General features: G+C 66.2%; 28 protein-coding genes. 12 read left to right on the top strand and 16 right to left on the bottom strand.

The features are described from left to right. Positions 1 to 33 precede the first annotated feature (33 nt). On the top strand, positions 34 to 906 hold the full coding sequence (locus tag OG874_RS07995) for an esterase/lipase family protein (RefSeq protein ID WP_330254477.1): 873 nt from the start codon (positions 34 to 36) through the stop codon (positions 904 to 906). Further along, a complete protein-coding gene (locus tag OG874_RS07990; protein ID WP_330254476.1) occupies positions 903 to 1,559 on the top strand; it encodes a TetR/AcrR family transcriptional regulator in 657 nt (218 codons plus the stop codon). The genes OG874_RS07995 and OG874_RS07990 overlap by 4 nt, the downstream gene beginning before the upstream one ends. 444 nt (positions 1,560 to 2,003) lie before the next feature. Here OG874_RS07990 and OG874_RS07985 read toward each other — a convergent pair whose 3' ends face one another. After that, the gene (locus OG874_RS07985) at positions 2,004 to 2,906 is read right to left on the bottom strand and encodes an IS5 family transposase (RefSeq protein WP_330254475.1); all 903 of its coding nucleotides are present in this window, start codon (positions 2,904 to 2,906) and stop codon (positions 2,004 to 2,006) included. 161 nt (positions 2,907 to 3,067) lie between these two features. Then, a complete protein-coding gene (locus OG874_RS07980) occupies positions 3,068 to 3,607 on the bottom strand; it encodes a MarR family winged helix-turn-helix transcriptional regulator (RefSeq protein ID WP_330254474.1) in 540 nt (179 codons plus the stop codon). 38 nt (positions 3,608 to 3,645) lie between these two features. On the opposite strand from OG874_RS07980, the gene OG874_RS07975 reads away from it, so the two are divergent. Beyond that, on the top strand, positions 3,646 to 4,152 hold the full coding sequence (locus OG874_RS07975; protein ID WP_330254473.1) for a hypothetical protein: 507 nt from the start codon (positions 3,646 to 3,648) through the stop codon (positions 4,150 to 4,152). Then, positions 4,149 to 4,838: a VC0807 family protein gene (locus OG874_RS07970; RefSeq protein WP_330254472.1), complete on the top strand. Its 690-nt coding sequence runs from the start codon at positions 4,149 to 4,151 to the stop codon at positions 4,836 to 4,838. The genes OG874_RS07975 and OG874_RS07970 overlap by 4 nt, the downstream gene beginning before the upstream one ends. 12 nt (positions 4,839 to 4,850) lie before the next feature. Here OG874_RS07970 and OG874_RS07965 read toward each other — a convergent pair whose 3' ends face one another. The 3 genes from OG874_RS07965 to OG874_RS07955 are packed head-to-tail and all read right to left on the bottom strand — an operon-like array spanning position 4,851 to position 6,354. Then, positions 4,851 to 5,447: a YdcF family protein gene (locus tag OG874_RS07965; RefSeq protein WP_330254471.1), complete on the bottom strand. Its 597-nt coding sequence runs from the start codon at positions 5,445 to 5,447 to the stop codon at positions 4,851 to 4,853. Continuing rightward, positions 5,444 to 6,022 carry a GNAT family N-acetyltransferase gene (locus OG874_RS07960; RefSeq protein WP_330254470.1) on the bottom strand — a complete coding sequence of 193 codons (579 nt, stop codon included), beginning with the start codon at positions 6,020 to 6,022 and terminating at the stop codon, positions 5,444 to 5,446. Before OG874_RS07960 ends, OG874_RS07965 begins: the two co-directional genes overlap by 4 nt. 56 nt (positions 6,023 to 6,078) lie before the next feature. After that, positions 6,079 to 6,354, bottom strand: coding sequence for a hypothetical protein (locus OG874_RS07955; protein ID WP_330257217.1), 276 nt, complete (start codon positions 6,352 to 6,354; stop codon positions 6,079 to 6,081). A 383-nt stretch (positions 6,355 to 6,737) separates the two neighbouring features. Here OG874_RS07955 and OG874_RS07950 point away from each other — a divergent pair, with 383 nt between their 5' ends. The 5 genes from OG874_RS07950 to OG874_RS07930 all read left to right on the top strand — a co-directional run bounded on the left by OG874_RS07950 (position 6,738) and on the right by OG874_RS07930 (position 9,957). After that, positions 6,738 to 7,583 carry an SAM-dependent methyltransferase gene (locus tag OG874_RS07950; RefSeq protein ID WP_330254469.1) on the top strand — a complete coding sequence of 282 codons (846 nt, stop codon included), beginning with the start codon at positions 6,738 to 6,740 and terminating at the stop codon, positions 7,581 to 7,583. A gap of 43 nt (positions 7,584 to 7,626) precedes the next feature. Then, entirely contained in the window at positions 7,627 to 7,992 is a 366-nt protein-coding gene (locus tag OG874_RS07945) for a hypothetical protein (protein WP_330254468.1), read from the top strand. A gap of 80 nt (positions 7,993 to 8,072) precedes the next feature. After that, positions 8,073 to 8,507, top strand: a complete 435-nt coding sequence (locus tag OG874_RS07940; RefSeq protein WP_330254467.1) for a MarR family winged helix-turn-helix transcriptional regulator — start codon at positions 8,073 to 8,075, stop codon at positions 8,505 to 8,507. A 17-nt stretch (positions 8,508 to 8,524) separates the two neighbouring features. Continuing rightward, the gene (locus tag OG874_RS07935) at positions 8,525 to 8,947 is read left to right on the top strand and encodes an organic hydroperoxide resistance protein (RefSeq protein ID WP_330254466.1); all 423 of its coding nucleotides are present in this window, start codon (positions 8,525 to 8,527) and stop codon (positions 8,945 to 8,947) included. Between the two features lie 23 nt (positions 8,948 to 8,970). Further along, on the top strand, positions 8,971 to 9,957 hold the full coding sequence (locus tag OG874_RS07930) for a zinc-binding dehydrogenase (RefSeq protein WP_330254465.1): 987 nt from the start codon (positions 8,971 to 8,973) through the stop codon (positions 9,955 to 9,957). 15 nt (positions 9,958 to 9,972) lie between these two features. Here OG874_RS07930 and OG874_RS07925 read toward each other — a convergent pair whose 3' ends face one another. From OG874_RS07925 to OG874_RS07890, 8 genes are all read right to left on the bottom strand, one after another. After that, a complete protein-coding gene (locus OG874_RS07925; protein WP_330254464.1) occupies positions 9,973 to 10,989 on the bottom strand; it encodes an NADP-dependent oxidoreductase in 1,017 nt (338 codons plus the stop codon). Positions 10,990 to 11,288: 299 nt separating this feature from the next. Beyond that, positions 11,289 to 12,236: an ABC transporter substrate-binding protein gene (locus OG874_RS07920; RefSeq protein ID WP_330254463.1), complete on the bottom strand. Its 948-nt coding sequence runs from the start codon at positions 12,234 to 12,236 to the stop codon at positions 11,289 to 11,291. Between the two features lie 15 nt (positions 12,237 to 12,251). Continuing rightward, positions 12,252 to 13,421, bottom strand: a complete 1,170-nt coding sequence (locus OG874_RS07915) for an LLM class flavin-dependent oxidoreductase (RefSeq protein ID WP_330254462.1) — start codon at positions 13,419 to 13,421, stop codon at positions 12,252 to 12,254. After that, complete coding sequence (locus OG874_RS07910) at positions 13,418 to 14,515, bottom strand: LLM class flavin-dependent oxidoreductase (protein ID WP_330254461.1); 1,098 nt, start codon at positions 14,513 to 14,515, stop codon at positions 13,418 to 13,420. Before OG874_RS07910 ends, OG874_RS07915 begins: the two co-directional genes overlap by 4 nt. Beyond that, the gene (locus OG874_RS07905) at positions 14,512 to 15,537 is read right to left on the bottom strand and encodes an ABC transporter substrate-binding protein (RefSeq protein WP_330254460.1); all 1,026 of its coding nucleotides are present in this window, start codon (positions 15,535 to 15,537) and stop codon (positions 14,512 to 14,514) included. The genes OG874_RS07910 and OG874_RS07905 overlap by 4 nt, the downstream gene beginning before the upstream one ends. 16 nt (positions 15,538 to 15,553) lie before the next feature. Further along, a complete protein-coding gene (locus OG874_RS07900; protein ID WP_330254459.1) occupies positions 15,554 to 16,327 on the bottom strand; it encodes an ABC transporter ATP-binding protein in 774 nt (257 codons plus the stop codon). Beyond that, complete coding sequence (locus tag OG874_RS07895; protein WP_330254458.1) at positions 16,324 to 17,154, bottom strand: ABC transporter permease; 831 nt, start codon at positions 17,152 to 17,154, stop codon at positions 16,324 to 16,326. The genes OG874_RS07900 and OG874_RS07895 overlap by 4 nt, the downstream gene beginning before the upstream one ends. Before the next feature lies 1 nt (position 17,155). Then, positions 17,156 to 18,190, bottom strand: a complete 1,035-nt coding sequence (locus OG874_RS07890) for an NrtA/SsuA/CpmA family ABC transporter substrate-binding protein (protein WP_330254457.1) — start codon at positions 18,188 to 18,190, stop codon at positions 17,156 to 17,158. A 268-nt stretch (positions 18,191 to 18,458) separates the two neighbouring features. On the opposite strand from OG874_RS07890, the gene OG874_RS07885 reads away from it, so the two are divergent. Continuing rightward, on the top strand, positions 18,459 to 19,211 hold the full coding sequence (locus tag OG874_RS07885) for an IclR family transcriptional regulator (RefSeq protein ID WP_330254456.1): 753 nt from the start codon (positions 18,459 to 18,461) through the stop codon (positions 19,209 to 19,211). Between the two features lie 90 nt (positions 19,212 to 19,301). Next, on the top strand, positions 19,302 to 20,714 hold the full coding sequence (locus tag OG874_RS07880) for an MDR family MFS transporter (protein WP_330254455.1): 1,413 nt from the start codon (positions 19,302 to 19,304) through the stop codon (positions 20,712 to 20,714). A 28-nt stretch (positions 20,715 to 20,742) separates the two neighbouring features. Here OG874_RS07880 and OG874_RS07875 read toward each other — a convergent pair whose 3' ends face one another. Together OG874_RS07875 and OG874_RS07870 are read right to left on the bottom strand one after the other, a co-directional pair. Beyond that, a complete protein-coding gene (locus tag OG874_RS07875; RefSeq protein ID WP_330254454.1) occupies positions 20,743 to 20,964 on the bottom strand; it encodes a hypothetical protein in 222 nt (73 codons plus the stop codon). After that, entirely contained in the window at positions 20,961 to 21,170 is a 210-nt protein-coding gene (locus OG874_RS07870) for a hypothetical protein (RefSeq protein ID WP_330254453.1), read from the bottom strand. Before OG874_RS07870 ends, OG874_RS07875 begins: the two co-directional genes overlap by 4 nt. Before the next feature lie 193 nt (positions 21,171 to 21,363). On the opposite strand from OG874_RS07870, the gene OG874_RS07865 reads away from it, so the two are divergent. After that, positions 21,364 to 22,749, top strand: a complete 1,386-nt coding sequence (locus OG874_RS07865; RefSeq protein WP_330254452.1) for a flavin monoamine oxidase family protein — start codon at positions 21,364 to 21,366, stop codon at positions 22,747 to 22,749. Between the two features lie 108 nt (positions 22,750 to 22,857). Here the strand turns inward: OG874_RS07865 and OG874_RS07860 are convergent, their stop codons facing one another. Beyond that, the gene (locus OG874_RS07860) at positions 22,858 to 24,306 is read right to left on the bottom strand and encodes an amino acid permease (protein ID WP_330254451.1); all 1,449 of its coding nucleotides are present in this window, start codon (positions 24,304 to 24,306) and stop codon (positions 22,858 to 22,860) included. Between the last annotated feature and the right edge of the window lies 1 nt (position 24,307).

The raw sequence follows: 24,307 nt of genomic DNA, 5'->3' as shown, positions 1-24,307 counted from the left end.
CGTCGGCCGGCCGCCCCACCAGGAAGGAAACCGGTGACACCTCAATCGCGAATCAAGGCCCCAGCAGCGGTGGCGATGATCGCGCTGGTTTGTCTGGCACCCCCGCAACCCAGCGCGAGCGCCCAAGCCCCCGCGACAACGCCGTGCCAGCGCCCTGTCGTTCTGGTGCACGACATCGGACGCGATCAGCGCGAGTTCGACAATCTCTCGGCGGCACTACACGAAAGCGGCTGGTGCCCCTTCACATTCAGCTATGGCGCCACGGCGACGACAGCGCTGCTCAGCACCGCGGCGGGCCTGGTCGCCCTCGAAGAGGCAGCGGCAGAACTCGACCGATTCGTGGCCTCGCTGCCCGACTCCGCGAGCACGCCACCGGCATTCGTCGCTCATGGCTCCGGTTCCCTTGTGACGCAGTACTTCACGCAGCATTTCCCGCGAGGCCGAGCTGTGCACCAGCTCGTGACGATCGGACCGATGTGGAACGGGACCAACATCGCCGAACTCGGTACCCTCGAACAGCTCAGTCGCAACGCGGGGACCTACGATGCCGTACTCGCGCTCGAATCGCCGGTGCTGGACCCCTTCTGCGCAGGATGCCGACAGCTCATCGCCGGTTCCACGTTCCTGAGGACGCTGCATCGCGACGGGGTACCGACACCTGGGGTCTCCTACATCAACATCATTTCGATGTCCGACGCGCTGGTATCACCGCCGCTCTCAGCAGAGGTCCCGGGAATGCGTTCGGTAATCCTGCAGGACTTCGAACCGAGCAACAAAACCGATCACTTTCACCTACCCGACGACCCCGCCGTACAACAGCTCACCCGCGGCGCACTCGGCGCACCCGACCCGCTGACCTACCATCAGGAGGTGAGTACCGCCGACACCACACCTTCGGGCCGATGACAACCGACCTACCACCCAGCGGCGCCCCCCAGCCCGTCGGCGGTGATCAACACCATGGTCACCTCCAGCAGCGGTCGAAGAAGGCACAAAGCCAACGCCGCGCCAGCGGGCGCACACCGCGTCTCTCATACGACGACTGGGTCGATGGCGCCTTGGCCTTACTTGCCCGCGAAGGCGTCAACGCCGTGCGGATCCCGCGGCTGTGCGAGGAACTCGGCGTCACCAAAGGTAGTTTCTACTGGCATTTCAACGACATCGAACAACTTCGCGAAGCGATGGCCGACCGCTGGACCACCGTACAGAGCGAAACCATTCGCGCCCTCGGCGCCATTGATTCGATTCCCGTCGAACAACGAATCGAAAATATGACCGCCATCCTGGTCGACGCCAGTACCTGGGTCGTCGAAACAACCGTGCGCGAATGGGCACGCAGCGATCCCCAAGTGGCGGCCGCGGTCTCCGCCCTCGAGCAGCGGATCTTCGAAATCGTGAACAAAACCATGATCGACCTCGGCTTCGACAAGACACAGGCGCGTATTCGCGCCGGTGCGATGGTCTACCTCGGCATCGGCCTGATCCACGGTCGCGAAAACCTGCCCACCCCGACACCCGCAGAGGCCAAAGCCGTAATCGAACTCCTCACCAGGCCATGACCCCCGAGTCGAGCAACTGTTCGCCGCACAGGGGATCGGCGGAACAGTTGGGCAGGCTCGGCGATATCGCGAAAGTTACCGGACATTTCGGCGCTGTTCGTCAGCGCGCGAGAAAGGGGAAACCATTCGCTGGCAACCGATTTCCCCGTTTCCGATTGGTAAGTTACTCGAGCACGTCAACAGACGTGGAGGCGAGGAGACCACCAGCCAGGTACTCCGATACCGCGATGGCCGCCCCATCACCACCCGACGCTACGACTATCTGACTGCGCGGATCCGAAAGCACCCTACCCATCATGCTGCCGCCGGTCCCGCAGGCAGTCGATCGCCGGTGCCACAGTCCTGGTCGCCGATGATGTAGCCCGCGCCATCGGGCGTGTGGGTGTGCGCCGGTGACCGACTAGGGCGTGTTTTGAAAGTGGGTGAGTGACGGCTGCCCGCGACTCACCCGTGTCGTAGCCATTGGTTGATGGCTGCGATGTGAATGGTGGCGAAGTAGCGGACTGCGAGTTTGTCGAATCTGGTTGCCACGGCGCGGTTTTGCTTGAGCTGGTTGATCCCTCGCTCGACTGCGTTGCGGTCGCGGTAGATGCCGACGTCGAACGCGGGCGGTCGCCCGCCCCCTGAGCCACGGTTGCGGCGATGCCCGGCTTGGTCGGCCGGGACCGGGATAGTGGCCTTGATTCCACGGCGGCGCAGGTAGTCCCGGTTCGCGCGCGAGGAATACGCCTTGTCGGCCAACACCCGATCCGGCCGGACACGAGGTCGGCCGAGCCCGAGGCGTGGAATCCGGATCTCGGCGAGCACCGCCCCGAACTGCGGGCTGTCACCGGCCTGACCACCGGTCAGCAGCATCGACAGCACCCGGCAGCCTTGCTCACAGGCCAGATGCAGTTTGGTCGTCCACCCACCCCGCGACCGGCCCAGGGCGTGATCAGCGGGTTCGTCGGCGTATCCGCCCGGTGGTTCGACCTGCGCGCTGCCGTCGCGGCGTGCACCGGCGGCGTGCTGATGGGCACGCATGATGGTGGAGTCCACGCTCACCTGCCACACGATGCGGCCCGTGGCCTCAGCGAAGGCCTGCAGCATCTTCAGCAGCAAGGCCCAGTTCCCGGCCCGCTGCCATCGGCGGAACAGCCCGTACACCGTCTGCCACGCACCATACTGCGGTGGCACATCCCGCCATGGTGTTCCGGTGCGGGTGCGCCACCGGATACCGTCGATGAGCTGCCGTTTCGTCCATTTCGGTGGACGTCCTGCCTTCTTGCCGCGGGGCAGCAGCGGCTCCAGCCGTGCCCACTGGGCATCGGTCAGGTCCGCGCGCCTCGCTGCCACTACGCTGGCCACGAGGTCTCCGGTATGCAGTTCTTGCTTGGTCGCTGAACCACATACCGGAGACCTCGCTTCGTGAAGTCACCGACACACCAATGAAGACAACATCTTTCACATCCCCCACTGAGACCGCCGCGAAACGGCGCCCTCAGCTACACCCACTTTCAAAACACGCCCTAGTGGCCGGTGCGCGCGGCGGCCAGCGCGTCGAGACGCGCGCCGAGCTGGTTGACCTGGTCACGCATTTCGATCAGATGCTCGACCGGATAGCCGACCCCCGCCATGACCGCTTCGATCATCTGCTCGGCCTGCGGGCGCAACGCATGTCCGGCGTCGGTGGCGCGTAGTTCGACGGCACGGCGATCGTGGCTGCTGCGCACGCTTTCGACCAGACCGTGGGCCTGTAGTCGCTGGATGAGCGGGGAAACCGTGCCGTAGTCCAGGCGCAGCTGTTCGCCGAGTTCCTTCATGGTCATCGCTGGTCGCTCCCACAACGCCAAAAGCGCTAGATACTGCGGATAGGTCACCCCCATGGCATCGAGAAACGGACGATAAGCGGCGGTCATCGATCGGGATGTGGAGTACAGGGCAAAGCACAGCTGTGATGCGAGCGAGAGCAGGTCGGTGTCGGTTCCCCCGGCGGTTACGGTGGCACCGTCGGACGTAGCGGCCGCTTCGACACGCACCACTGGCGTGGGATGCGCTTCTTCGGGCATGCTCCGACTGTACGCACAGTTCCCGCCCAATTCGTATCGTGGCATTCGCATCGGCACGCGCCGACTACCTCCCCCGGTTGCCGTCGCTTCGCGGTAGCCGCCACCGATCGTGCAAGCACAACCGACACGGACCCCTCCCGGATACGTTGCCGCACAGTGGGACCCAGCCTCCTGAGGAAGGGTCACCATGGATCAACCGATACGAACAGAGTCCATCTCTGACCGGCCGAGTTCTCGGCCACGAGTACCCCAAGCATCAGCAGGCACTGGCCAGCATCATCGCCAATGCTCGTCCCGACGACCCGCAGATGTTCGGCCTGGTCCAGCAGCACCTCGAAATCACCCGCAGCCAGGAGCAGTGGGTACGAGAAGCGCAGCGGGCCGGCGCATTTCGCGATTTCGACCCCTCGGTCATGGTGCTGGCGATCCAGGGCGCACGGGAGGCGGCCATCACCCGCGCCCGCGTCGACCCCGACTTCGATACCGCGGCCTGCGCCCGCGAACTGGCCGACATCTTCGACCACGCCACCCGGAGGCAATCGTGAGCACGACCGGCGCCGACAGCATGAACCAACAGCAGGCGATTGCGGCCCCTCCCACCGCACAGCAGAAACGCACCGCGGTACGCCGCCACCTCGTGCGCCAGCTGATCGTGGAACTGGTGATCCCACTCGGCGGCTACTACGGTTTGCGCGCCGCCGGAGTGAATCCGTGGCTGGCACTGATCGCGCCCGCACTGCTCATCGTGCCGTTCCTCGCCTACCGCGCGATACGGCAGCACCGCATCGATACGGTGGCACTGTTCACGCTCACCATGATCGTGGTGGGGACGGTGATGTCGCTGGTGACCGGCGATCCCCGCACACTGCTGGTGCGCGACAGCTGGATCTTCGGCGTGCTCGGCCTCTGGATACTGGCCACCCTGTTCACCCAGCACCCCTTCATGCGCACTGCCGCGCGCACCATCGTCACCGTGAAGATCGGCGAGGCAGGCTACCGGCAGTGGGATGCCCGCTGGGACAACGACTCCCGGTTCCGCGGCCAGCTCAGGGTGCTGACCACCGTCTGGGGCACCGTCTTCACCCTGGACGCGCTGGTGCGGGTACTGCTCGCCTACACCCTCCCGGTCGATTCGGTACCGCTGGTGAGCACCCTGCAGTGGCTGGTCGTCCTCGGCGCCCTCTTGACCTTTCACACCGTCTACGTCACCAAGAACGGACTGAAAGTCTGAGGGCCGAGTAGTTCAGTCAGCAAGGCGCTTTCTGGCTCGGGCGAGGTCCAATAATCCGTAAACGGCGAGTAGTGGCTTGAACAAAGTCCATTCGCCGAATCGGTAGTCTTGCGCCCGAACCAACCGGCGCGCGAGATCGGGGCGTTGCTGCCGCAGAAAGATTCGGCCGCGCAGCCCGTGCAGTGGATTCGAGACAATCTTGATTCGGTCCGCGTCCTCGATCAGCGGAATGGCATTCTGGATATTCTCCCACGTCGTGCGGGACAGCTCATCCAGCACCATCTCACCTCGATATCCGCATTTCTCGACGGCGTACTCGGCCATCAAAGCAGCCTCCGTCGGCGAGCCCGGCTTGCGGGTCCCGCCACAGAACACCAGGCGCGAAGCCGTCGCCGCGAAGTCGATGGAACGCAATCCAGCTCGCACCCGCCACCGATTCAGCACATTCGCGCGACCGGTGTCACGATTCCGATACCCCAGCACGACAACCGCTTCCGACCCACCCCGACCAGTCGACACCAGGCGGCGCGCGGCCCACCAATGGACCGCCTCACCCCAGAGAATCGTCACCCCGGCCAGCGTGCCTGCCCAGCGCACCGCGCGGCTCACCTCCGTACCCCGGCTTCGACCGATTCCCGCCATTCGTATTCCAACATCGCGTAGATCGCGGTATCACTCCACTCGTTCTTGAACCACATGTCCTGCAGGTGCAGCGCTTCACGACGCATACCGATCCGCTCCAGAACCCTGCAGGACGCGTCATTGCGTGCGTCCAACCGCGCGGTGACGCGGTGCAGTGCCAGTCCTTCGAATCCCAACGCCAACAGCGCACCGGCCGCCTCGGTCGCGTAACCGCGCCCGGCCGCCTCGGGCGCGAACACGTAACCGATTTCGCCGGTTCGATTTTCGGCGTCCCGCCAGAACAGGACGACGTCGCCGAGCAGCCGCCCGGACGCCGCCTCCTCGACACACAAATTCAGCGCCTGCCCCGCCTCGGTCAGTTCGGTTCGCGACCACACACCCGAGATCCGCTCGGCTACCTCAGCGCGTGACATCGGGTCGTACGGCAGATAACGGCACACGTCCGGCCGAGACTTGTAGGCATGCATGTCATCGATATCCGCGGCGGTCGCGGGCCGAAGCAACAGTCGCTCGGTGGCCAGTGGATAGTCCGGATGCAGCACACCGCCGACCCTAGTGCGCGACGAGCCCTGGCGGCACGAAGATTGCAGCGGGGTTGCTAGATCACGGCATTCATGATCGTGCCCGCGCTGGTCGCGACCGCACCACCGGCCATTGCGCTAGCGATCATCTTCGGCGACTGCAGACTGCCACCATTCCATTTCTCCCAGGCGAACCGACCGCCGCCATAGGTAATGGCGGTGACGCCCGAGAGCTGAACCCCCCAGGTGAAGTACCGGCCCATTTGCAGCAATTTGTCCGCCATCGGCGGTGCTTCGGGTTCCGGATTACTGATCTCGGCCAGCACGATGTCGTGTAGGGCGGCGAGAATCATGCTCAATTTCATGCTCCTTGTCGCATTGTCGTTGCTGCAGAAGAAGTTCGGGAGAGTTGTCGCCATCGATCGTCAGCACGCGTTGACCAGCATTGATTCAACCTCATCAAGATCAAGTACACGGGACGACACACCGGTGGCGACATGACCCAACTCACAGTGCCCGACACCATCCACCGGATGGTTCCGCGGTGCGCCGGGGCCGAAACCGCACCGGAGTCGCCATACCGAATCGATCCCCTAATGCTGTTCGAATCCCGGCCGATGCGGCGTTCGCCGGGCCTATGCTGAGCGGGCAAATTCGCAGGAGTGGGTCGCCAACCGTGGGCGACTCGGCGGTTGCGGGCACCCGACGGTCCGCGCCGCCTCAGGAGGGAATCGTCATGCCGGATAGCTGGACCGAAACCACCGCAGCATTACCGACCAAAATCGACACGACTGTGGCTCATGAAGCGCGTGTTTACGATTATTGGCTCGGTGGAAAGGATAATTACCCGGCCGACCGGGCGCTCGGTGATGCGATAGCCAACCATGTTCCGGCCATCCGCAGCATGGCCCGCGCCAACCGGGCCTTCCTCGGCCGCGCGGTGCGTTACGCCGTCGACGCGGGTATCACCCAGTTCCTCGATATCGGCACCGGCATCCCGACCGCGGGCAATACCCACGAGATCGCCCAGGGCATCGATCCCACGGCGCGCGTGGTCTATGTGGACAACGATCCGATCGTGCTCGCCCACGCCAGGGCGCTCATGTCGAGTACGCGCACGGGCAAGACCGCGTTCATCCACGCGGATCTGCACGATCCGGCCTCGATACTGCGCGATCCGGCCCTCACCGCGACCCTGGACCTCGACCGCCCCGTCGCGATCATGCTGGTCTCGATCATGATGTATTTCCGCGACAGCGACGATCCGCACACGATCATCGCGAATCTGCTCGACGTGGTGCCCACCGGCAGCTACCTCGTGATCACCCATCCCACCGCCGATTTCGACGAGCGCGCGATGGCCAGGGTGGTGGCCTCCGCCGAATCGGCCGGCATCACCTTCAATCCGCGCAGCCGCGCGGAGACCGAAAGTCTGTTCGCCGGAACCGAACTCGTCGAACCGGGCGTCGTCCCGGTCGTCACCTGGCATCCGGAACTGGTCGGGGACCTTTCGGGCCCGCGGGCGGTGCAGGCCGACCCCGAATCCGCGTGGTACTGGGCGGGCGTCGGCCGCAAACCCTGACGGTACGTTTGGGCGTCGGCCGCTCGGCAACTCCACCCATGAGGTGATCAACGTCAACGACCTAGAGAAGCGTTGGACAGCGGACGACCAGACCTTTCGCCGGGTAGCGATCTACGTGGCGGCGGTGCTGGCGGTGGGCGCTGTCGTCTTCGTGATCACCGCTATCTGGACGGCCCAGCGCGCGGCCTGCCTCAATGCGGAGACCATGCTCTGCGACACCCCCGCCAAAACCGCCGTCCTGGTCGGCCCGACCGTGGTGCTGATGCTCGGCGGCATCGGCGCGTTCATCCAGACCTACCGGGAATGGCGGCGCAACAAGAGCTGGCCGATCTGGCAGGGCGCGGGCTGGTTCCTGTTCACCATGATGATGGTCTACCTGGGCATCGGCGGCGGCAGCGTCGCCGGATAGCCGCTGGTCCGGACCGGCTATGAGATGAACCACAGGCCAATTGGTTGTGCACAACTTAATTGCCCACTACCTTAGTGGACATGACCGATCACCTCACTCTCGACGAGCAGCTGTGCTTCCGGCTGTATGCCGCGTCGCGGGCGATGACGGCGGTCTATCGCACGAAGCTCGAACGCCTTGGGCTGACCTACCCGCAGTACCTCGTCATGCTGACACTGTGGGAACGCGATGGTCGCAGCGTCGGCGACCTGTGCGAGGCACTCCTGCTCGATTCCGGCACGTTGTCGCCGCTACTCAAGCGACTCGAGGCAGCGGGCCTGGTCGAGCGACGCCGGGCAGCGGCGGACGAACGTCGCGTCGATATCCAGCTCACCGAGCATGGCCGCGAGTTGCGGTCCGCGGCCCGGTGCCTGCCGACGGAAATGGGCGAGGCCAGTGGCCTGTCCACCGACGAAGTCACCCAGCTGCGCGAAACCCTTCGGCGACTTACCGATTCACTGATGTCGCACCCCTGAACGAAAGAGAGTCAGATATGACCGTCCTGTACACCGCTGAAGCCCTCGCGACCGGCGACGGACGCAACGGCCACGCCCGCACCTCCGACGGCAAGGTCGACGTCGCGCTGAACACCCCCAAGGAAATGGGTGGTAGCGGCGTGGGCACCAACCCGGAGCAGCTCTTCGCGGCGGGCTACGCGGCCTGCTTCCACAGCGCGCTGCGTCTGGTCGGCAAGCGCGAAGGCGTGAATGTCGACGACTCCGCCGTCGGCGCCAAGGTCGGCATCGGCCCGAACGAGGCGGGCGGCTTCGAACTGACCGTCACGCTCGAGATTTCGCTCCCGCACCTGTCCGCCGATGAGGCGCAGACCATCGCCGACAAGGCACACCAGGTGTGCCCGTACTCCAACGCCACCCGCGGCAATATCGACGTCCAGGTCACCCTCGCGGACGACTGACCAGCACCGAAAGGAGCTACACCATGCGTGCCGTAGTCATCGAAAGTTTCGGTGAGCCGAAGGATGTGCTCACCACCACGCAGCGGCCGACGCCCGAACCCGGGCCCGGTCAGGTGCGGATCGAACTGATCCTCGCGCCCATTCACAACCACGATCTGGCCACCATCCGCGGTGTGTACGGCTATAAGCCCGCGCTGCCCGCGATTCCGGGTACGGAGGCCGTGGGCCGGATCGACGCAGTGGGATCGGAGGTGACCGGACTGGAAGTCGGTCAGCGTGTGAGCGTTTCCGGCATCCATGAGGTCTGGGCCGAATACTTTCTGGCCAAGGCCACACAGGTGGTGCCGCTGCCCGACAGCATCTCCGACGAGACCGCGGCACAGCTGCTGGCGATGCCGCTCAGTTCGCTGATGCTGCTCGAGGATCTGCGGGTTTCGCCCGGCGACTGGATCACGATCAACGCCGCCAATGGCGCGGTCGGCCGTCTGGTGAATGCGCTTGCACGGCAACGCGGTGTCCATGTGCTCAACCTGGTGCGCGGCCCGGCTTCGGTGCGGTCGTTGCAGGAGTTGGGCTTCGAACCGGTCTTCGATACCGAATCCGAGGGCTGGCTCGAGCGGGCGGTGGCAGCCACGGCGGGTGCGCCGATCGTGCGCGCCGTGGACCAGGTCGGCGGACGCGCGGCCGACGCGCTGCTGTCACTGCTCGGCCAGGATGGTGAGCTGATCTCCTTCGGCGCGCTCTCCGGCCAGCCGCTGAGCATCAACCCCGGTCCGCTGATCTTCAAACAAGCCATCGTCAAAGGCTTTTGGGGTTCCAAGCGGGCCGAGCAGACCAGTGGCGAGGAGCTGCGAACTCTGATCGGCGAGTTGGTGGGGATGGCGGCAACGGGAGCACTGAAGCTCGACGTGGAAGCCACCTACCCGCTGGAGTCCGCGGCCGACGCCGCCGCCGCGAGCGAAACGCCCGGGCGGTCGGCGAAGATCGTCCTGTCGCCGCAGCCGGTGTGATCCGGCCCGGGTCCGCTACCCGACCCGGACGACGAGCTTGCCGAAATTACGGCCCTCGAGCATGCCGATGAACGCCTCAGGAGCGTGCTCGAGGCCTTCGACAATGTCCTCCCGGTAGCGGACCCGGTCCTCGGCGATCCAGCCCGACATCTCGCGCAGGAAATCCTGGTACAGCTCCCGGACGAATTCGGTTTGGATGAACCCGCGCACCGTCAGGCTCTTGGTCAGGATGCGACCGTAGAAGCCGGGCAGCCGATCGGGCCCGGCGGACGCGCCGGGCGCGTTGTAGTTCGCGATCAGACCGCAAACAGGTACGCGCGCATAGATATTCAGTAGCGGGTACACCGCGTCCGCCACCGCGCCGCCGACATTCTCGAAGTAGATATCGATGCCATCGGGCACCGCGGCTCGCAGCTGGTCGACAAAATCCGGTGCGCGATGGTCGATCGCGACGTCGAAGCCCAATTCGTCACGCACATAGGCGCATTTGTCCGGTCCGCCCGCGACCCCGACCGCCCGCACACCCTTGATGCGGGCGATCTGCCCGACGGCGGAACCGACGGGACCGCTGGCCGCGGCCACCACCAGGGTCTCCCCCGCCTTGGGCTGTCCGATCTTCAGCAGCCCGGAGTAGGCCGTGAAGCCCGGCATGCCGAGCACACCGAGTGCCGTCGACACCGGCGCCTGATCCGGATCCAGCTTGCGCACACCCGCCGCGGGCGCGACCTGATGCGTCTGCCAACCCGAATAGGCCTGCACCACATCGCCTTTCGCCAGCGACGGCGCCCGGGATTCGAGTACCTCGGCGACCGTGCCGCCGACCATCACAGCGCCGACCTCGACCGGCGCGGCATACGACTCGGCGGCGCTCATCCGTCCCCGCATATACGGGTCGAGCGACAGATACAACGTGCGCAGCAGCACTTCGCCCGCCTCGGGCTCCGGAACGGCCGCCGTCTCGATGCGGAAATTCGCCGGGGTCGGTGCGCCCTCCGGCCGGGATGCCAGCACAATCCTCGTCGACTCGACCATGCGGTCCACACTAATCCCGCATCCCGGCCGCCAACCGATCAACGCGCTGTCGAGGTTGCCGTGGTCATCAGCACGTCCTCGCGTGGGTGCGGTACACGGTCCAGCCGTCGCCATCGGGGCGCGGTACGCGGGTCCAGGTCGTCGCGCGGCCCGCGCTAGTGCCGGTGGCGTCCGAAGGTTCGACCGAATTGTCACTGCGGTACTCGCGCGGATTGTTCTGGTGTTCGTTGCACCGCAGCGAATTCTGCGGGGCGTGGTGGTAGCCGAACGTGCTGCCAAGGAAGCGGGGCGGGGCGGACTCAGACGGTCGCGCCGGACTTGGTCGCCTCGACCGCTTCGCCGATCCAGGACAAGACTGCGTCACGCACCCGAATGGTGCGCGACAGCAGGCCGTTGGCCGCCAGCAGGTCGGCGGCGCGCTGCTGTTCGTCGAGGAATTCCTCGGTCACCGCATTCACACCGAATGGCCTGCCGCGCAAGGCCGCCTCCCAGGCGTCGAGGTCGGCCCTACCGCCGCGGGCGGTGACGTCGTCGACGAAATACTGCGCGGCCGCACGGGGATTGGCCGTGATCCAGGCGTCGGATTCCTGGAGCGAGGCGATGATCGCCTCGAGTTCCGGGCGGTGCTGTTCGGCGATATCGCGGCGGGTAAACCACAGCGAGGGGTGGCTGAAAACCGATTCGGTGTCGACCAGGGTGTGTAGTTCGGTGGCGGCTTCCACAGCGGTCAGGCCCGGGTACGCGCCGACCCAGGCATCGAGATCACCGGCCAGCAGTGCGTCACCGCCGTCGCGGACATCGGTGTCGATGGGCTCGACGTCGGACCAGGTGAGCCCGGCCTTCTCCAAGGCGAACAGCAGCAGGGTGGTCTGCCAGGAGCCGTGCGCGATGCCGACGCGCTTGCCCTGCAGATCCGCGGCGGTGCGAATTCCGCTGTCGGCCTTGGTGACCAGTCGCCCGTTCTCGACGCGTGGGCCCGAAATACCGACGTAGACAAGGTCGCGGCCGTTGGCCAGACCGGTGATCGGTGGGGTGAAACCGGTGCCGATGAAGTCGTAACCGCCCTCGGTGAACAGCCAATCCGAGTGCAGCGACGGTAAACCCGTCTTCGGATCGACGCGCTCGGACTGGGGCAGGGTGCGCAGGTCGACCCATTCCACATCGGGCAGCCTGGTCTCCAGGATGCCGCGATGACGCAGAACGAACAGCGAATTGTTGTGTGGGAAGTAGCCGACACGAAGGGCCATGATGGGTCTCCTGAGTTAGAGGGCGAAGGACAGGGATGATTCGGCGGTGGGCGCGGTGAGCCGGGAGCGGCCGAGCAGCGGCAGCACCTCCTCGCCGACGCGATAGGCCTCCTCCAGGTGCGGATTGCCCGCGAGGATGAAGGCGTCGACGCCGAGGTCGATCAGTTCGTCCAGGCGCTGGGCGACCTGTTCGTAGCTGCCGACCAGACCGAAGGCCGGGCCACCGCGAATGAGGCTGAAGCCGCACCACACATTCGGCTGGACCTCGAGATCGCGGTAGCCGGTGATGGTTTCGGGCACCCAACCCTTGATGCGGGCGGCGCCGACCGAATCACCCTGTGCGGCACGGTTGGCGGCGTCGCGGTCGACGAAGGCCCAGCCCTTTTCGATTTCGGCCCAGGCCGCCTCCTCGGTGTGCCGGGCGACGATATCGATACGTACCGCGAATTTCGGTGTCCGGCCGATGGTTTCGGAATGTGCGCGGACACCGTCGAACTTGGCGCGCAGGTCCGCATAGGGCTCGAGCCAGGACAGGTAGTAGTCGGCATGGTGTCCCGCGGCCTCGACCGCGGCGCCGGACGAGCCGGAGAAGTACACCTCCGGAAATGGCTGACCGGCCAGGCCCGGCGGGAGCGCCGCACCCTCGGTGTGGAAGAACCGGCCGGCGTGGTCATAGGGCTCGCCGTCCCACACTCCGCGCAAGACACCGAGGAATTCGCTGGTGCGGGCGTAGCGGTCGTCGTGGGAAACCTTGTCGCCCCACCACAATTGGGCCGGTCCACCGCCACCACTGATGATGTTGTAGACCAATCGCCCGCCGGTGGCGCGCTGCAGACTCGCCGACATTCTGGCCGCCTGCACCGGATGCAGGAAGCCGGGCTGGAACGCGACCATGAAGCGGTAGGTGGTGGTTTCCCTGGCCAATGCCGCCGCGGTCGCCCACGGGTCGTCGGTGACCGGGAAGGACGGCAGCAGCCCACCGAGGAAGCCCGCCGATTCCGAGGCCTTGGCGACGGCGGCCATATGGTCGATATAGCCGTAGCCGTCGAGTTCACCGCCACGGATCGCGGGGGCGATATTACCGGGGCCGTAGCCGTTGGCGTGCCCGCGGTTGTAGCGGCGCGGGGTGCGCAGCGATGCGTGGTCGCCCTCCATGCCGATGCGCCAGTAGATGTCGATGGTCATGCCGTGGCCTCCTGGGCGGCCAGGGTGCGCCCGGCCGGGTCGACGAGATGCAGCAGGTGTTCGCCGGTCCGGTGCAGTTCCTCGATATGCGGGTGGCCGCTGAGCACGAACGTCTCGACGCCCGCCGCGATGTAGTCCGAAAGGCGGTGGGCCACTTGCTCGTAGCTGCCGACCAGGCCGATCGCCTGCGGGTAGCCGAATTCCGCGAAGCCGGACCAGCGGCCGTCGCCGAGATCCAGTGCGGCGGCGGAGCTTTCGGGATGCACCTCGTGCCACTGACGGTGCACCCGCGCCCATGCCTCCTGCTCGGTCTCCCTGGCGATGACCGGAATTTCGAGACCTGCGCGGACGGTTCGGCCCGCGACCCCCGCGCGTTCGCGCAGCTGTCGCAACGGTCCGGTGAGGCCGTCCCGCGTTTCGACGAAGAGATGCACGTCGGCGTGCTGGGCCGAGAGTTCCACGGCCTCGGACGAGGTGCCGGACAGGTACACCCTGGGGAACGGGAGTCCGGACAGGATGCCCCGGAACCCGCCATCGATCACCGCGTAGTGGTCGCCGTCGAATTCGAACCCGGTGCCAGCGAATCCTGCTCCGGGGACAGGAGTTTCGTTCCATACACCCCGCGCGACAGAAAGGAACTCCGCAGTCCGCGCATAGCGGTCGTCGCCGGTCACCCGATCGCCGCGAGTGCGGGCATCTGCCGCGTCGGTTTCCACCGCGAGCCGCCACGACAGCCTGCCCTGCGAAATCCGTTGCAGCGTCGCCGAAATTTTGGCCGCGTACACGGGAGTGCCGAAGGCCGGCTGGAATTCGACCGTCACCCGGGCATGCCGGGTGGCGCGCAGCGCGCCGCCCGCCACGATCCAGGATTCCTCGCCGAGCGGATCATAGGGAGCCACTACCCCATCGAGGCCGGACAGTTCGGCGGCGTCCACGATCTGATGGAGGTCGTCGAAGGGGCCGAATCGGCCGGGACGCGGGTCGGTCGCGCCGGTGACCGGTGCCGGCCCGCCGAAGCCGCCACGGTTGCGCAGCTCGGACCGGGCACGCCTGCCGTCACCGCGGGTGGGCAGTCGCCACAGGAATTCGGTCATGCGGGTACCCGCCCGGATTCGACCAGTTCGCGGGCACGCGCCAAAGGCTCACGGGCGACCCAGGATTCGAGATCGAAGTCGGCGGCCAGAAAGCCGTGGGTGTACAGGAACTGCTTCTGGACGCCGATCAATTCCACCCGCTCGTCGGACAGCGACGGGTGTAAGTCCTTGTGGAAGTCCGCGCCGTAGGCGGCGGCGACACCTTCGGGGCCGGAGAGGGTTTCGCGCTGCAGCACCGCACGGACACCGTCGAGGTCGCCCGCCGCCCAATTGGCGGCGCGCAGGCTCTGCGCGAGGAAGCCGACGACGACCTCCGGCCGAGATTCCAGCAGGTCCGCGTGTACGGTGATGGGGCGCGGGGTGCCGTTGTTGACCCGAAGCCGCTTGTTCTCGGTGGCGTCCAGATTCACGGCGACGCGCAGCCCGTGCTCGCGGGCGATCTCCTGAGCGCGCGCGCCCTTGACGTAGATGGCGTCGACCGCGCCGCGCAGCAGTTCCTCGACGCCCCACGTAGTGGTTCGGCGCACTGATTGAGTTTCGGTGCGCACCTGCGGGTTTCGTTCGACGCCGACCTCGACGACGCGCACGTCGGCGAGCGTCAGTCCGCCCAGGCGCAGCGCGCCGGCGAAACCGTGCAGAGCCATGGCACGGGGAAAGCTGCGCGCCTGATCCTGCGCCCAAGCGGGGATTCCGACGCGGAGTCCGGCGAGTTCGGCCGGGGTGGCGACCTCGGATTCCGGCCCGACCAGGATGGCCTGGGCCTCATCGATCCAGGTCAGCCCGATCAGCCGGGTCGGCGAACCCTGGGCGCGGGCCGCGATGGCGGGCACATTGCCGCCCTCGCGCACCAGCCCGGACAGGTCGTGCAGGAAGTGGTGTGCGGCTAATTCGGGTCCAGCGTCCTGTAGGACACCGAACTGCAATCCGGCCTCGGCCGCAGTATCGCCCAGCCAGCCGAGGCTGTGGGCGAGTCCACTCGCGGTGGGCACGGGGCAGCGTGTGTACCAAAGGGTTTCGGTCATGGGGGCTCCTGATGGATCAGCTCTCGCGGCCGGACCGGCTCGGTCCGACGCCGAGCTCGGCGAGGAATTCGGCTTGATAGCGGATGGTTTCGGGGTTGGTGCGGTCGCGCGGACGGGTCAGATCGATGCGCTCGTCGACGGCGAAACGGCCGTGGTCGAGGATCAGCACGCGGTCGGCCAGCCGGACGGCCTCGTCGACATCGTGGGTCACCATGAGCACCGCCGGACGATGGCGCGCGACCAGATCGCCGACGAGATCCTGCATCTGCAACCGGGTGAGCGCGTCCAGAGCGGCGAACGGCTCGTCCAGCAGCAGCAATTCGGGTTCGCGGACCAGGGCGCGCGCCAAGGCCGCCCGCTGCGCCTCGCCGCCGGACAGGGTCGCGGGCCATTGGCGGGCCTTGCCGTCGAGATTGACCTCGGCCAGTGCTCGCAGACCCGCTTCGCGGTGTTTGCGGGAACGGGGTTGGCCGACAATGACATTGGCCAGGACCCGTTTGGAGGGGATGAGGCGCGGCTCCTGGTAGACGGTAGTGCGCCTACCAGGTACCAGTACCTCCCCCGCGTCGGGTACTTCCAGGCCGGTGAGCAGGCGCAGCAGCGTGGTCTTGCCAGTACCGCTGGGTCCGAGCAGCACCACGAACTCGCCGCGGCGGATGGTCAGGTCGACACCGTCGAGAACGGTCTTGGTGCCGAAGGCCTTCCGGAGACCGGTGATCGAAACTACGGTCGGCTCCGCGCTTCCCGAAGCAGGGAACTGTGTGGCAGTCGGTGCCACCGTTGCAGTCATCGGATCGCCACCTGCTTGCGCCATGGCATCGCGAACTTCTCGATCAACCGGACCACACCGTCGAACACCAAGCCGAGCAACGCGTACAGCACGACACACAGCACCATGTAGTCCGTGCGGTTGTACTCCTGCGCCAGTGTGACCAGATACCCGACACCCTCGCGCGTGCCGACCTGTTCGGCCGCGATCAGTCCGGTAATGCTGATGGACAGACATACGCGCAACGCCATCAGGATGCCGGGCAGTGCCGAGGGCAAGATCACCTCGCCGACCAGCCGCACCCCGCGCAACCCGAAACCACGTGCCGCTTCGACCATTCTGCGATCCACATTGCGCACCCCGAGATAGGTGTAGGCATACATCGGCGCAACCGTCGCCACCGCGATCAACAGCACCTTGTACAGCTCGTCGATGCCGAACCAGGCGATGAACAGCGGCACCAAGGCAAGGAACGGCACCGCCCGCACGATCTGCATGGTCGAATCGACGAGTTCCTCACCGAGACTCGACAATCCGGACAGCAGACCGAGCACCAGCCCAACGGTCACACCGATCGCGACGCCGGCGGCCGCCCGGATGAACGAGGCGACTGCGAAGTCCACGAGTTGGCCGCTGTCGAGCAGTTCGGTGAAGGCCGTCCACACCTTCGGCGGTCCGGCGATCACCTGTTCGGAGACCGCGCCGGTCGCCGTACCGAGCCACCAGGCCGCGAAGATCAACACCGGCAGCAGAAATCGCAGCGGTACCGAAAGCCAGGTGGGCCTGCGCCGTTCGACGCGGCTGCGCGGCGCGGCCAGCACCGGATCCGCGAGGGTGGGCACCGTCATGTCAACTGCCCACCTTGACCGCAGCCAGCTGCTCCGGTGTCAGCTTGGACCGCAGATCGTAGAAGATGTCGTCGGCGGTGATCTTGCGGCTGATCACCCCGTTGTCGACGAAGAGGTTCACCACATCGTTCAGATCCGTTGCGTCCGTCGGCGAAGGCAGCCGCGGCACGGTGGCCTCGCCATCGACCCGCACCGCGTCCGCCAGCCGTGCACCCGACAGCGCCCTGGGGCCGGACTTCTCGAAGACGTTCTCGAATTCGGCGGGATTTGCCCGCTGTTTCGCGGTAAGTCCTTGCAGCACTTCGAGATATTTGGCCGCGACGGCCGGATACCGATCCAGTACCTCGGTGCGGAATACCACGACCGAGTTGTCCTTGGAACCGATGCTCTGCTCGGTCGCGATCTCGATGCCGCCGTTGGCCTTGGCCTCCTGGTACGGGATCAGGAACGACGCCCAGGCGTCGACCTTGCCGGTGGCGAAGGCCGATGCGGCATCCTTCTGCTGCAGCGGGACCCTGGTCACCTTATCGGCCGGAATCCCGGCCTGCGCCAGGGCTTTCAGCAGGATGTACTCACCCTTGGCCGCCGGATTCACCGCGACCCGCTTGCCGACCAGATCGGTCACCGACCGGATGCCGGATCCGGGTGCGGCGATGATCCCACTCTGGTCCTTGCCTGCCGGGTCCTGTACGGCGACGATGCGCACCCCGACATCCTTGGACAGCGCGCCGACCACGGGGCTGAAAGCCGCGCCCGAGACGTCGAGTTCCTTGGTATTGAACAGCTTCAGCATGGAGCTGAAACCCGGCGTGGTGTTGACCCATTCGATCTTGGCGCCGAGCGGGGCGAGCGCGGCGTCGAAGGTGCCGTCGCGCTTGCCAACGGCGATCGGCCCGGAGTTTCCGGGATCGACCACCTTGAGCACGATGGACGGGTTGTCGCCACCGCCGTCGGCACCGGAGCCACACCCGGCGACGAGTGCGACGACGGGAGCGATCGCGAACGCGATACGCATGAGGGCTCGCCTGCGGGACATCGTGGAGACTCCTGTTCCGGATTGTCGATCATTGCCTCTCGCACAGTAGGGATGAGGGTGCGCGGCGACGAGGGAATGCTTTCCAAAGATTGGAAAGCTTGACAGATCAGCGTAGATGTACAGGTCGATGCTCTCCAGGCAAAACCGTCCAACCTTCCGGCGGCACACCGGACTACTGGGCACATCCAGACTCTGATCCCAACTGCACTTTCCACATATCGGAAAGCTCAGCGCGGATCCACGCACGAACCTGTGTTAGCGTCGCAGCGTGGAACCTTCCGGCGTACAAACCGTCGCCCGCGCCCTGTCGGTCCTGGACTGTTTCCGCGGCGGCGAGGAGCGCGGCGTCTCGGAGGTGGCACGGCAACAGGGGCTCGCGGTGAGCACCACCCATCGCCTGCTCTCGGCGCTGGTACAAGCGGGCTTCCTGGAGAAGAACGCCGAATCCAGCCGCTACCGCATGGGCGGCGCGCTCGCCGAATACGGCCAGATCGCCTACCGCCAGCACCGGATCTACCTGGCCGAGCCGTATCTCGAGCAGCTCGCCAATACCACCGGTGCCAGCGCGTCGGTGGCGACCCGGCACGATATCCACGCGGTGCTGTTGGGCACCAGCCGCTGGCGCGAGACCGATGGCCACCGACTGCAGGGCGTGCGACTGCCGCTGCACGCGAGCGCCCTCGGCAAGGCGCTACTTGCCTGGTCACAGACCTCCGACGACGAATTGCGTACGCTCCCTTATGAAGAGGGCACTGAACGCTCCGTCTCCGGCCCCGACGAACTGCGGCGGGAACTGACCACGACCCGCGAACGCGGCTACGCCTACAACGACGAGGAACTCGATCCGGGCTTCCGAACCATCGGCATGCCGATCCTGGATCGGCAGGGACGCTGCCGCTTCGCCCTCGGCCTGCGCGGTCCGACCACGCTGATGATTCCCGAACGGGTCCCCTTCTTCGTCGAACTGGCGAAGGTGACCGCGCAGGAGATCGCGGCCAAGTTCGCCGCCACGTCCGACTGAGCGCGGGCGGAAATATTTCCGTGCGGGAATAGCTGCGGCCGCGATACGTTGCTTCGAGGTGGTTAGTCGAGCGAACGAGAGGGGCCGTCGGTGGCAACCGAGGCAGTGCAGTCGTCGATCGGCCTGCGATCCGATCGGGGTGCGATTCTCGCCTCACTGATGCTCGCGACGTCGCTGGTGGCGCTGGATTCGACGATCATCGCCACCGCGGTGCTGACCATTACCGACAACCTCGGCGGATTCTCCCAATTCCCGTGGCTTTTCTCGATTTATCTACTGACGCAAGCGGTTACGGTTCCGGTTTACGGCAAATTGGCCGATACCGTCGGGCGCAAACCGGTGATCCTGTTCGGCATCGCGATATTCGCGCTCGGCTCACTGCTGTGCGGTGTGGCGACCAGCATGCTGGGGCTGATCATCTTCCGGGCCGTGCAGGGTATCGGCGCGGGCGCCATCATGCCGATGACCATGACGATCGCCGGCGATCTGTACACGCTCACCGAACGGGCCAAGGTACAGGGCTATCTGGCCAGCGTGTGGGCGATGTCGTCGGTGGTCGGGCCGCTGCTGGGCGGGGTGTTCGCCGAGTACGTCAGCTGGCGCTGGATCTTCCTGGTCAATATTCCGCTGTCCGCGCTGGCCGGGTGGATGCTGGTGCGCAACTTCGAGGAGAGCACGCCGCGGCGCAAGCAGCGCGTCGACTATCTGGGCGCGGCACTGCTCACGGTCGGCGCGGGGGCGTTGATTCTCGGTTTGCTCGAAGGCGGGCAGGCCTGGGCATGGTCGTCACCGACCAGCATCGCCATCTTCGTCGGCGGGGCGCTGATGCTCGGACTGTTCGGTCTGGTGCAGCGGCGGGCCGCGAATCCGATTCTGCCACTGTGGGTATTCACTCGGCGGGTGATCATCGCGAGCAGTCTGGTGTCCGTGCTCGTCGGGGCCATCCTGCTCGGATTGACCTCCTATGTTCCGACTTTCACCCAGGGTGTGCTCGGCACCGGGGCGCTGGTCGCCGGACTCACGGTCGGCGCGCTCACGCTCGGCTGGCCGCTGGCAGCTTCGCAGGCCGGAAAGGTGTACCTGCGCGTGGGATTTCGCGCGACCGCGCTGATCGGCAGCACCCTGGCCACGCTCGGCGCCGCGACCACGTTGTTGATCGATGAGAACTCGACGTTGATCCAGGTCGCCGCCTCCTGTTTCATGATCGGCACCGGTATGGGCCTGGTGGCTACGCCCACGCTGATCGCGGCGCAGACCAGTGCGGAGTGGACCGAGCGCGGTGTGGTCACCTCAGCGAACATGTTCTCCCGGTCGCTGGGCAGTGCGGTCGGTGTCGCGGTGTTCGGCGCGATCGTGAACTCGCGCGTCGGCGACGGCGACCACCCGGCTCCCGCGCTACTGTCCTCGGCGGTGCATCTGGTTTTCCTGGCGGTCGCGGTGATGGCATCAGTGATGGTGATCGCATCCTCGATGATGCCGCGCCGGGGCACGAATACCGCCTAGAGAGCAGAACGCCGATCAGCGATTTCGGTCAGTGCGCGCTCGCGCTGTGCGGTAGGGAGTTTTTCGGCGGCGGCGCGGATTGCTTCGACTGCGGAGTAGGGGAGGACATCCAGCGTGCTGCGGTATTCCGATGGCGGAATTCGCGTAGGTCCTGATCGGGCACCTCGGTGAGGTAGGCGAGCTGATCGACCGGAACTCCCAGTGTCCGTGCGAGTTTCAGCAGTTGGACCGAGTGCTTCGGTTCGGTCACAGTCCGGCCGCCTTCTTCACCGCGCCACGCAGGAAGCGTGGCAGGAAGTCCAGCATCGCGAAGGCCCCGCCCTTGAGTTCGTCGGCCTGCCGCCAGCGGGCGTCCATGAGCGCCGTGGCGAGCTCGGCCTGCACCTGCGGGGCGAGGGCGGCGATGCCCGGAGGTAAGTCGCCGGATATCAGCTCGGCCAGCGTCTGCTCGGTCACGATTGCCTCCATGAGCGCATCGGGTCGGTGAGCGTCGATCGTCCCCTCATATGATCCCCTCCCATGATCACAGTGGGACGATCGCGGGCTCGACACAAGACGGCACATTCGGGTAATTGACGGCGTCGGCCGCTGGTCCTAGCGTCGGAGCACACGACCGAGTCGATCGGTCACGGGTGGATCGGTGGTCGCCATGGGTCTGGAACGCACGGTGGATGTCGCGGTGATCGGCGCTGGTCTGGCCGGTTTGGCGGCCGCGCGGGAGTTGCGCGGCAACGGGCTGGAGGTGGTGGTCGTCGAGGCGCGGGACCGCGTCGGCGGCCGGACGCTGAACCATCCGATCGGGGACGACAAGATCGTCGAGGTCGGCGGGCAGTGGGTCGGTCCCGGTCAGGACCGGGTGCTGGCGCTGATCGAGGAATTAGGGCTGGAGACGTTCCCCACCTTTACCGACGGTCGGCATCTGTTCGAGCATCGCGGGAAGCTGCGCCGCTACCGCGGCCGAGTACCGCTGATCGCGTCGCCCGCATTGCTGGAAGCGTTCATCGGCCTGCGGCGGCTGGATCGGATGTCGCGCACGGTGCCGGCGGACGCGCCGTGGTCGGCGGCGCGGGCCGGGCAGTGGGATGCCGAGACCGTCGAATCCTGGATGCGGCACAACCTGCACTCCGGCGTCGCACGACAGGCGATCACGATGGTCTGCAAGGCGGTATGGGCCGCCGACCCCGCCGACGTGTCGCTGCTGCATCTGCTGGCCTACCTCCATGCCGGTGGTGGTGTGGATCCGATGATCGAAACCGACGGCGGCGCACAGCAGACCCGCATCGTGGGTGGTTCCCAGCGGATCGCCTTGGCGCTGGCCGCCGAGTTGGGCGAGCACGTATTGCTGAATACGCCGGTGCGCAAGATCGAACAGTCCAATGGATCCGTGGTCGTGCACGGCGATGACACCCGAATCTCGGCGCGGCGCGTGATCGTGGCGATGAGCCCGGCGCTGGCCGGTCGACTGGTGTACTCCCCCGCGCTGCCCGCCGACCGCGACCAGCTCACCCAACGGATGCCGAACGGTTCGGTCATCAAGACAATGGCCGTCTACGACAGCCCCTTCTGGCGTGCCGATGGATTATCCGGTCAAGTCACGGCCGCGACCGGACCGGTGAAGGTGACCTTCGACAACTCCCCACCCGACGGCAATCCCGGTGTGCTGCTCGCCTTCCTGGAAGGCGGCGACGCCAGGCGGCTCGGCCGCTACACCTCGGCGGAGCGGCGCGAGATCGTGCTGTCCAGTCTGACAAGGTTTTTCGGACCCGCGGCGGCGACCCCGAAGGACTACATCGAGCAAGACTGGTCCGCGGACGAGTGGACCCGCGGCTGCTACGGAGCTTTCATGCCGCCGAACACCTGGACCGAGTACGGCCCGGCATTGCGGACCCCGATCGGCCGAATCCATTGGGCCGGAGCCGAAACCGCGACGATCTGGATGGGATACATGGACGGGGCCATCCGCTCGGGCGAACGTGCCGCCGCCGAGATCACCGCACTGGCCGGCACGGAGCGTAAGACGACAGCACCTGTGTGAGGTTATCCGGCAGTCGGACGTGGTGACGCCGTAGATGACGACCTGCCCCGCGTAGACCGCGGGCCGGTCGGGTTCCAGCCGGGCACGGGCGAGCGACCATGCGCCTCCTCAGCTGGAATTCGCCTGCTGGGCCACGGGTTCGGTGACGTGGCGTCCTTTGCCGAGCTTGGTCATCACCGCGTAGCCGCCGCAGACCAGCGCACCCCAGACCGCACCGACAATAACCGCGGTGCGACCGGTCTCGGTCCAAAACAGTAGTACGACAACCAAACCCAGGAAGGCCAGCGCCAGCCACGTGGTGATCGGCGCGCCGGGCAGGCGGTAGTCGCTGGCGGGGAGTTCGCCGCGGCCGACCTTGGCGCGATAGATCAAGTGGCAGACCAGGATCATGCCCCAGACGAAGATGATGCCGATGGTCGAGACCGAGGTGATGTAGTTGAACGCCTTATCGGGCGAGATCAGGTTGACGATCACGCCGATGACCATCGCGGCGGCCGAGGCGGCGATGCCGGCGTACGGCACCGCGCGCGAACTGAGCTTGTTCAGCTTGGCCGGCGCCTCCCCGTGCAGCGACAGCGTCCGCAGCATGCGGCCGGTGGAGTAGATGCCCGAGTTGCACGACGACAGCGCGGCGGTGAGCAGCACGAAATTGATGATGCCCGCGGCACCCGGAATGCCGATCTGCTGGAACACCTCTACGAACGGGCTCTTGCCCGCATGGAAATTGCGCCAGCTCGCCACGGACATGATCACTACGAGCGCGCCGACATAGAACAGCCCGATGCGGAACGGCAACGTATTGATCGCCTTGCGCAGCGTCTTGCGCGGTTCCCGCGCCTCACCCGCGGTCATACCGACCAGTTCGACACCGACATAGGCGAACAGCACGATCTGCAGCACCAGCAGCGACTGTCCGAACCCGTTCGGGAATACCCCGCCGTCGGCCCACAGGTTGGTGACCGTCGGGTTGGCGGCATGCCCGAAGCCGATGGTCAGCACGCCGATGCCGATGAGGATCATCGCGATGATCGCGGTGACCTTGATGGCGGAGAACCAGAATTCGCCCTCACCGAACAGCCGCACCGAGATCAGGTTCGCACAGAACATCACCGCGAGCACCACCAGCGCGGTGATCCACGGTTCGATATCGAACCAGTACTGCACGTACTTCCCGGCGACGGTGATCTCGGCCATGCAGGTCGCGACCCACACCGCCCAGTACGACCAGCCGGTGACGAATCCCGCGAAACGCCCGAGGAATTCGTGCGCGTACTCGGCGAAGCTGCCCGAGATCGGCCGGTAGGTCAGCAGTTCCCCCAGCGCCCGCATGATCACGAAGATCGCCAGCCCCGCCGCGAGATAGGCCAGAATCAGCCCGGGCCCGGCCTGCTCGATCGCACCGCCCGCACCATAGAACAGGCCGGTGCCGATCGCCCCGCCGATCGCGATCATCTGGATGGTCCGCGGGCTCAGCCCCCGGGAGTATCCCTCCTCACCCGATTCCGGCGAGTCGGATAGCGCCGCGTCCGCTCGTAGCTGACGGTCAGAGGCTGTCATA

The organism is Nocardia sp. NBC_00565 (genome assembly GCF_036345915.1).
Taxonomy (GTDB): Bacteria; Actinomycetota; Actinomycetes; order Mycobacteriales; family Mycobacteriaceae; genus Nocardia.
Note: the sequence above shows the minus strand (reverse complement) of the source record. Positions and strands in the feature narration are given on the sequence as shown.

Excerpts from the sequence above, each read along its gene's own strand:
- OG874_RS07920 (WP_330254463.1), bottom strand. The coding sequence starts at position 12,236 with ATGGCCCTTCGTGTCGGCTACTTCCCACACAACAATTCGCTGTTCGTT.
- OG874_RS07940 (WP_330254467.1), top strand. The coding sequence starts at position 8,073 with ATGACCGATCACCTCACTCTCGACGAGCAGCTGTGCTTCCGGCTGTAT.
- OG874_RS07860 (WP_330254451.1), bottom strand. The coding sequence starts at position 24,306 with ATGACAGCCTCTGACCGTCAGCTACGAGCGGACGCGGCGCTATCCGAC.
- OG874_RS07905 (WP_330254460.1), bottom strand. The coding sequence starts at position 15,537 with ATGACCGAAACCCTTTGGTACACACGCTGCCCCGTGCCCACCGCGAGT.
- OG874_RS07930 (WP_330254465.1), top strand. The coding sequence starts at position 8,971 with ATGCGTGCCGTAGTCATCGAAAGTTTCGGTGAGCCGAAGGATGTGCTC.
- OG874_RS07950 (WP_330254469.1), top strand. The coding sequence starts at position 6,738 with ATGCCGGATAGCTGGACCGAAACCACCGCAGCATTACCGACCAAAATC.
- OG874_RS07925 (WP_330254464.1), bottom strand. The coding sequence starts at position 10,989 with ATGGTCGAGTCGACGAGGATTGTGCTGGCATCCCGGCCGGAGGGCGCA.
- OG874_RS07890 (WP_330254457.1), bottom strand. The coding sequence starts at position 18,190 with ATGTCCCGCAGGCGAGCCCTCATGCGTATCGCGTTCGCGATCGCTCCC.
- OG874_RS07990 (WP_330254476.1), top strand. The coding sequence starts at position 903 with ATGACAACCGACCTACCACCCAGCGGCGCCCCCCAGCCCGTCGGCGGT.
- OG874_RS07935 (WP_330254466.1), top strand. The coding sequence starts at position 8,525 with ATGACCGTCCTGTACACCGCTGAAGCCCTCGCGACCGGCGACGGACGC.
- OG874_RS07895 (WP_330254458.1), bottom strand. The coding sequence starts at position 17,154 with ATGACGGTGCCCACCCTCGCGGATCCGGTGCTGGCCGCGCCGCGCAGC.
- OG874_RS07910 (WP_330254461.1), bottom strand. The coding sequence starts at position 14,515 with ATGACCGAATTCCTGTGGCGACTGCCCACCCGCGGTGACGGCAGGCGT.
- OG874_RS07865 (WP_330254452.1), top strand. The coding sequence starts at position 21,364 with ATGGGTCTGGAACGCACGGTGGATGTCGCGGTGATCGGCGCTGGTCTG.
- OG874_RS07900 (WP_330254459.1), bottom strand. The coding sequence starts at position 16,327 with ATGACTGCAACGGTGGCACCGACTGCCACACAGTTCCCTGCTTCGGGA.
- OG874_RS07915 (WP_330254462.1), bottom strand. The coding sequence starts at position 13,421 with ATGACCATCGACATCTACTGGCGCATCGGCATGGAGGGCGACCACGCA.
- OG874_RS07980 (WP_330254474.1), bottom strand. The coding sequence starts at position 3,607 with ATGCCCGAAGAAGCGCATCCCACGCCAGTGGTGCGTGTCGAAGCGGCC.
- OG874_RS07955 (WP_330257217.1), bottom strand. The coding sequence starts at position 6,354 with ATGATTCTCGCCGCCCTACACGACATCGTGCTGGCCGAGATCAGTAAT.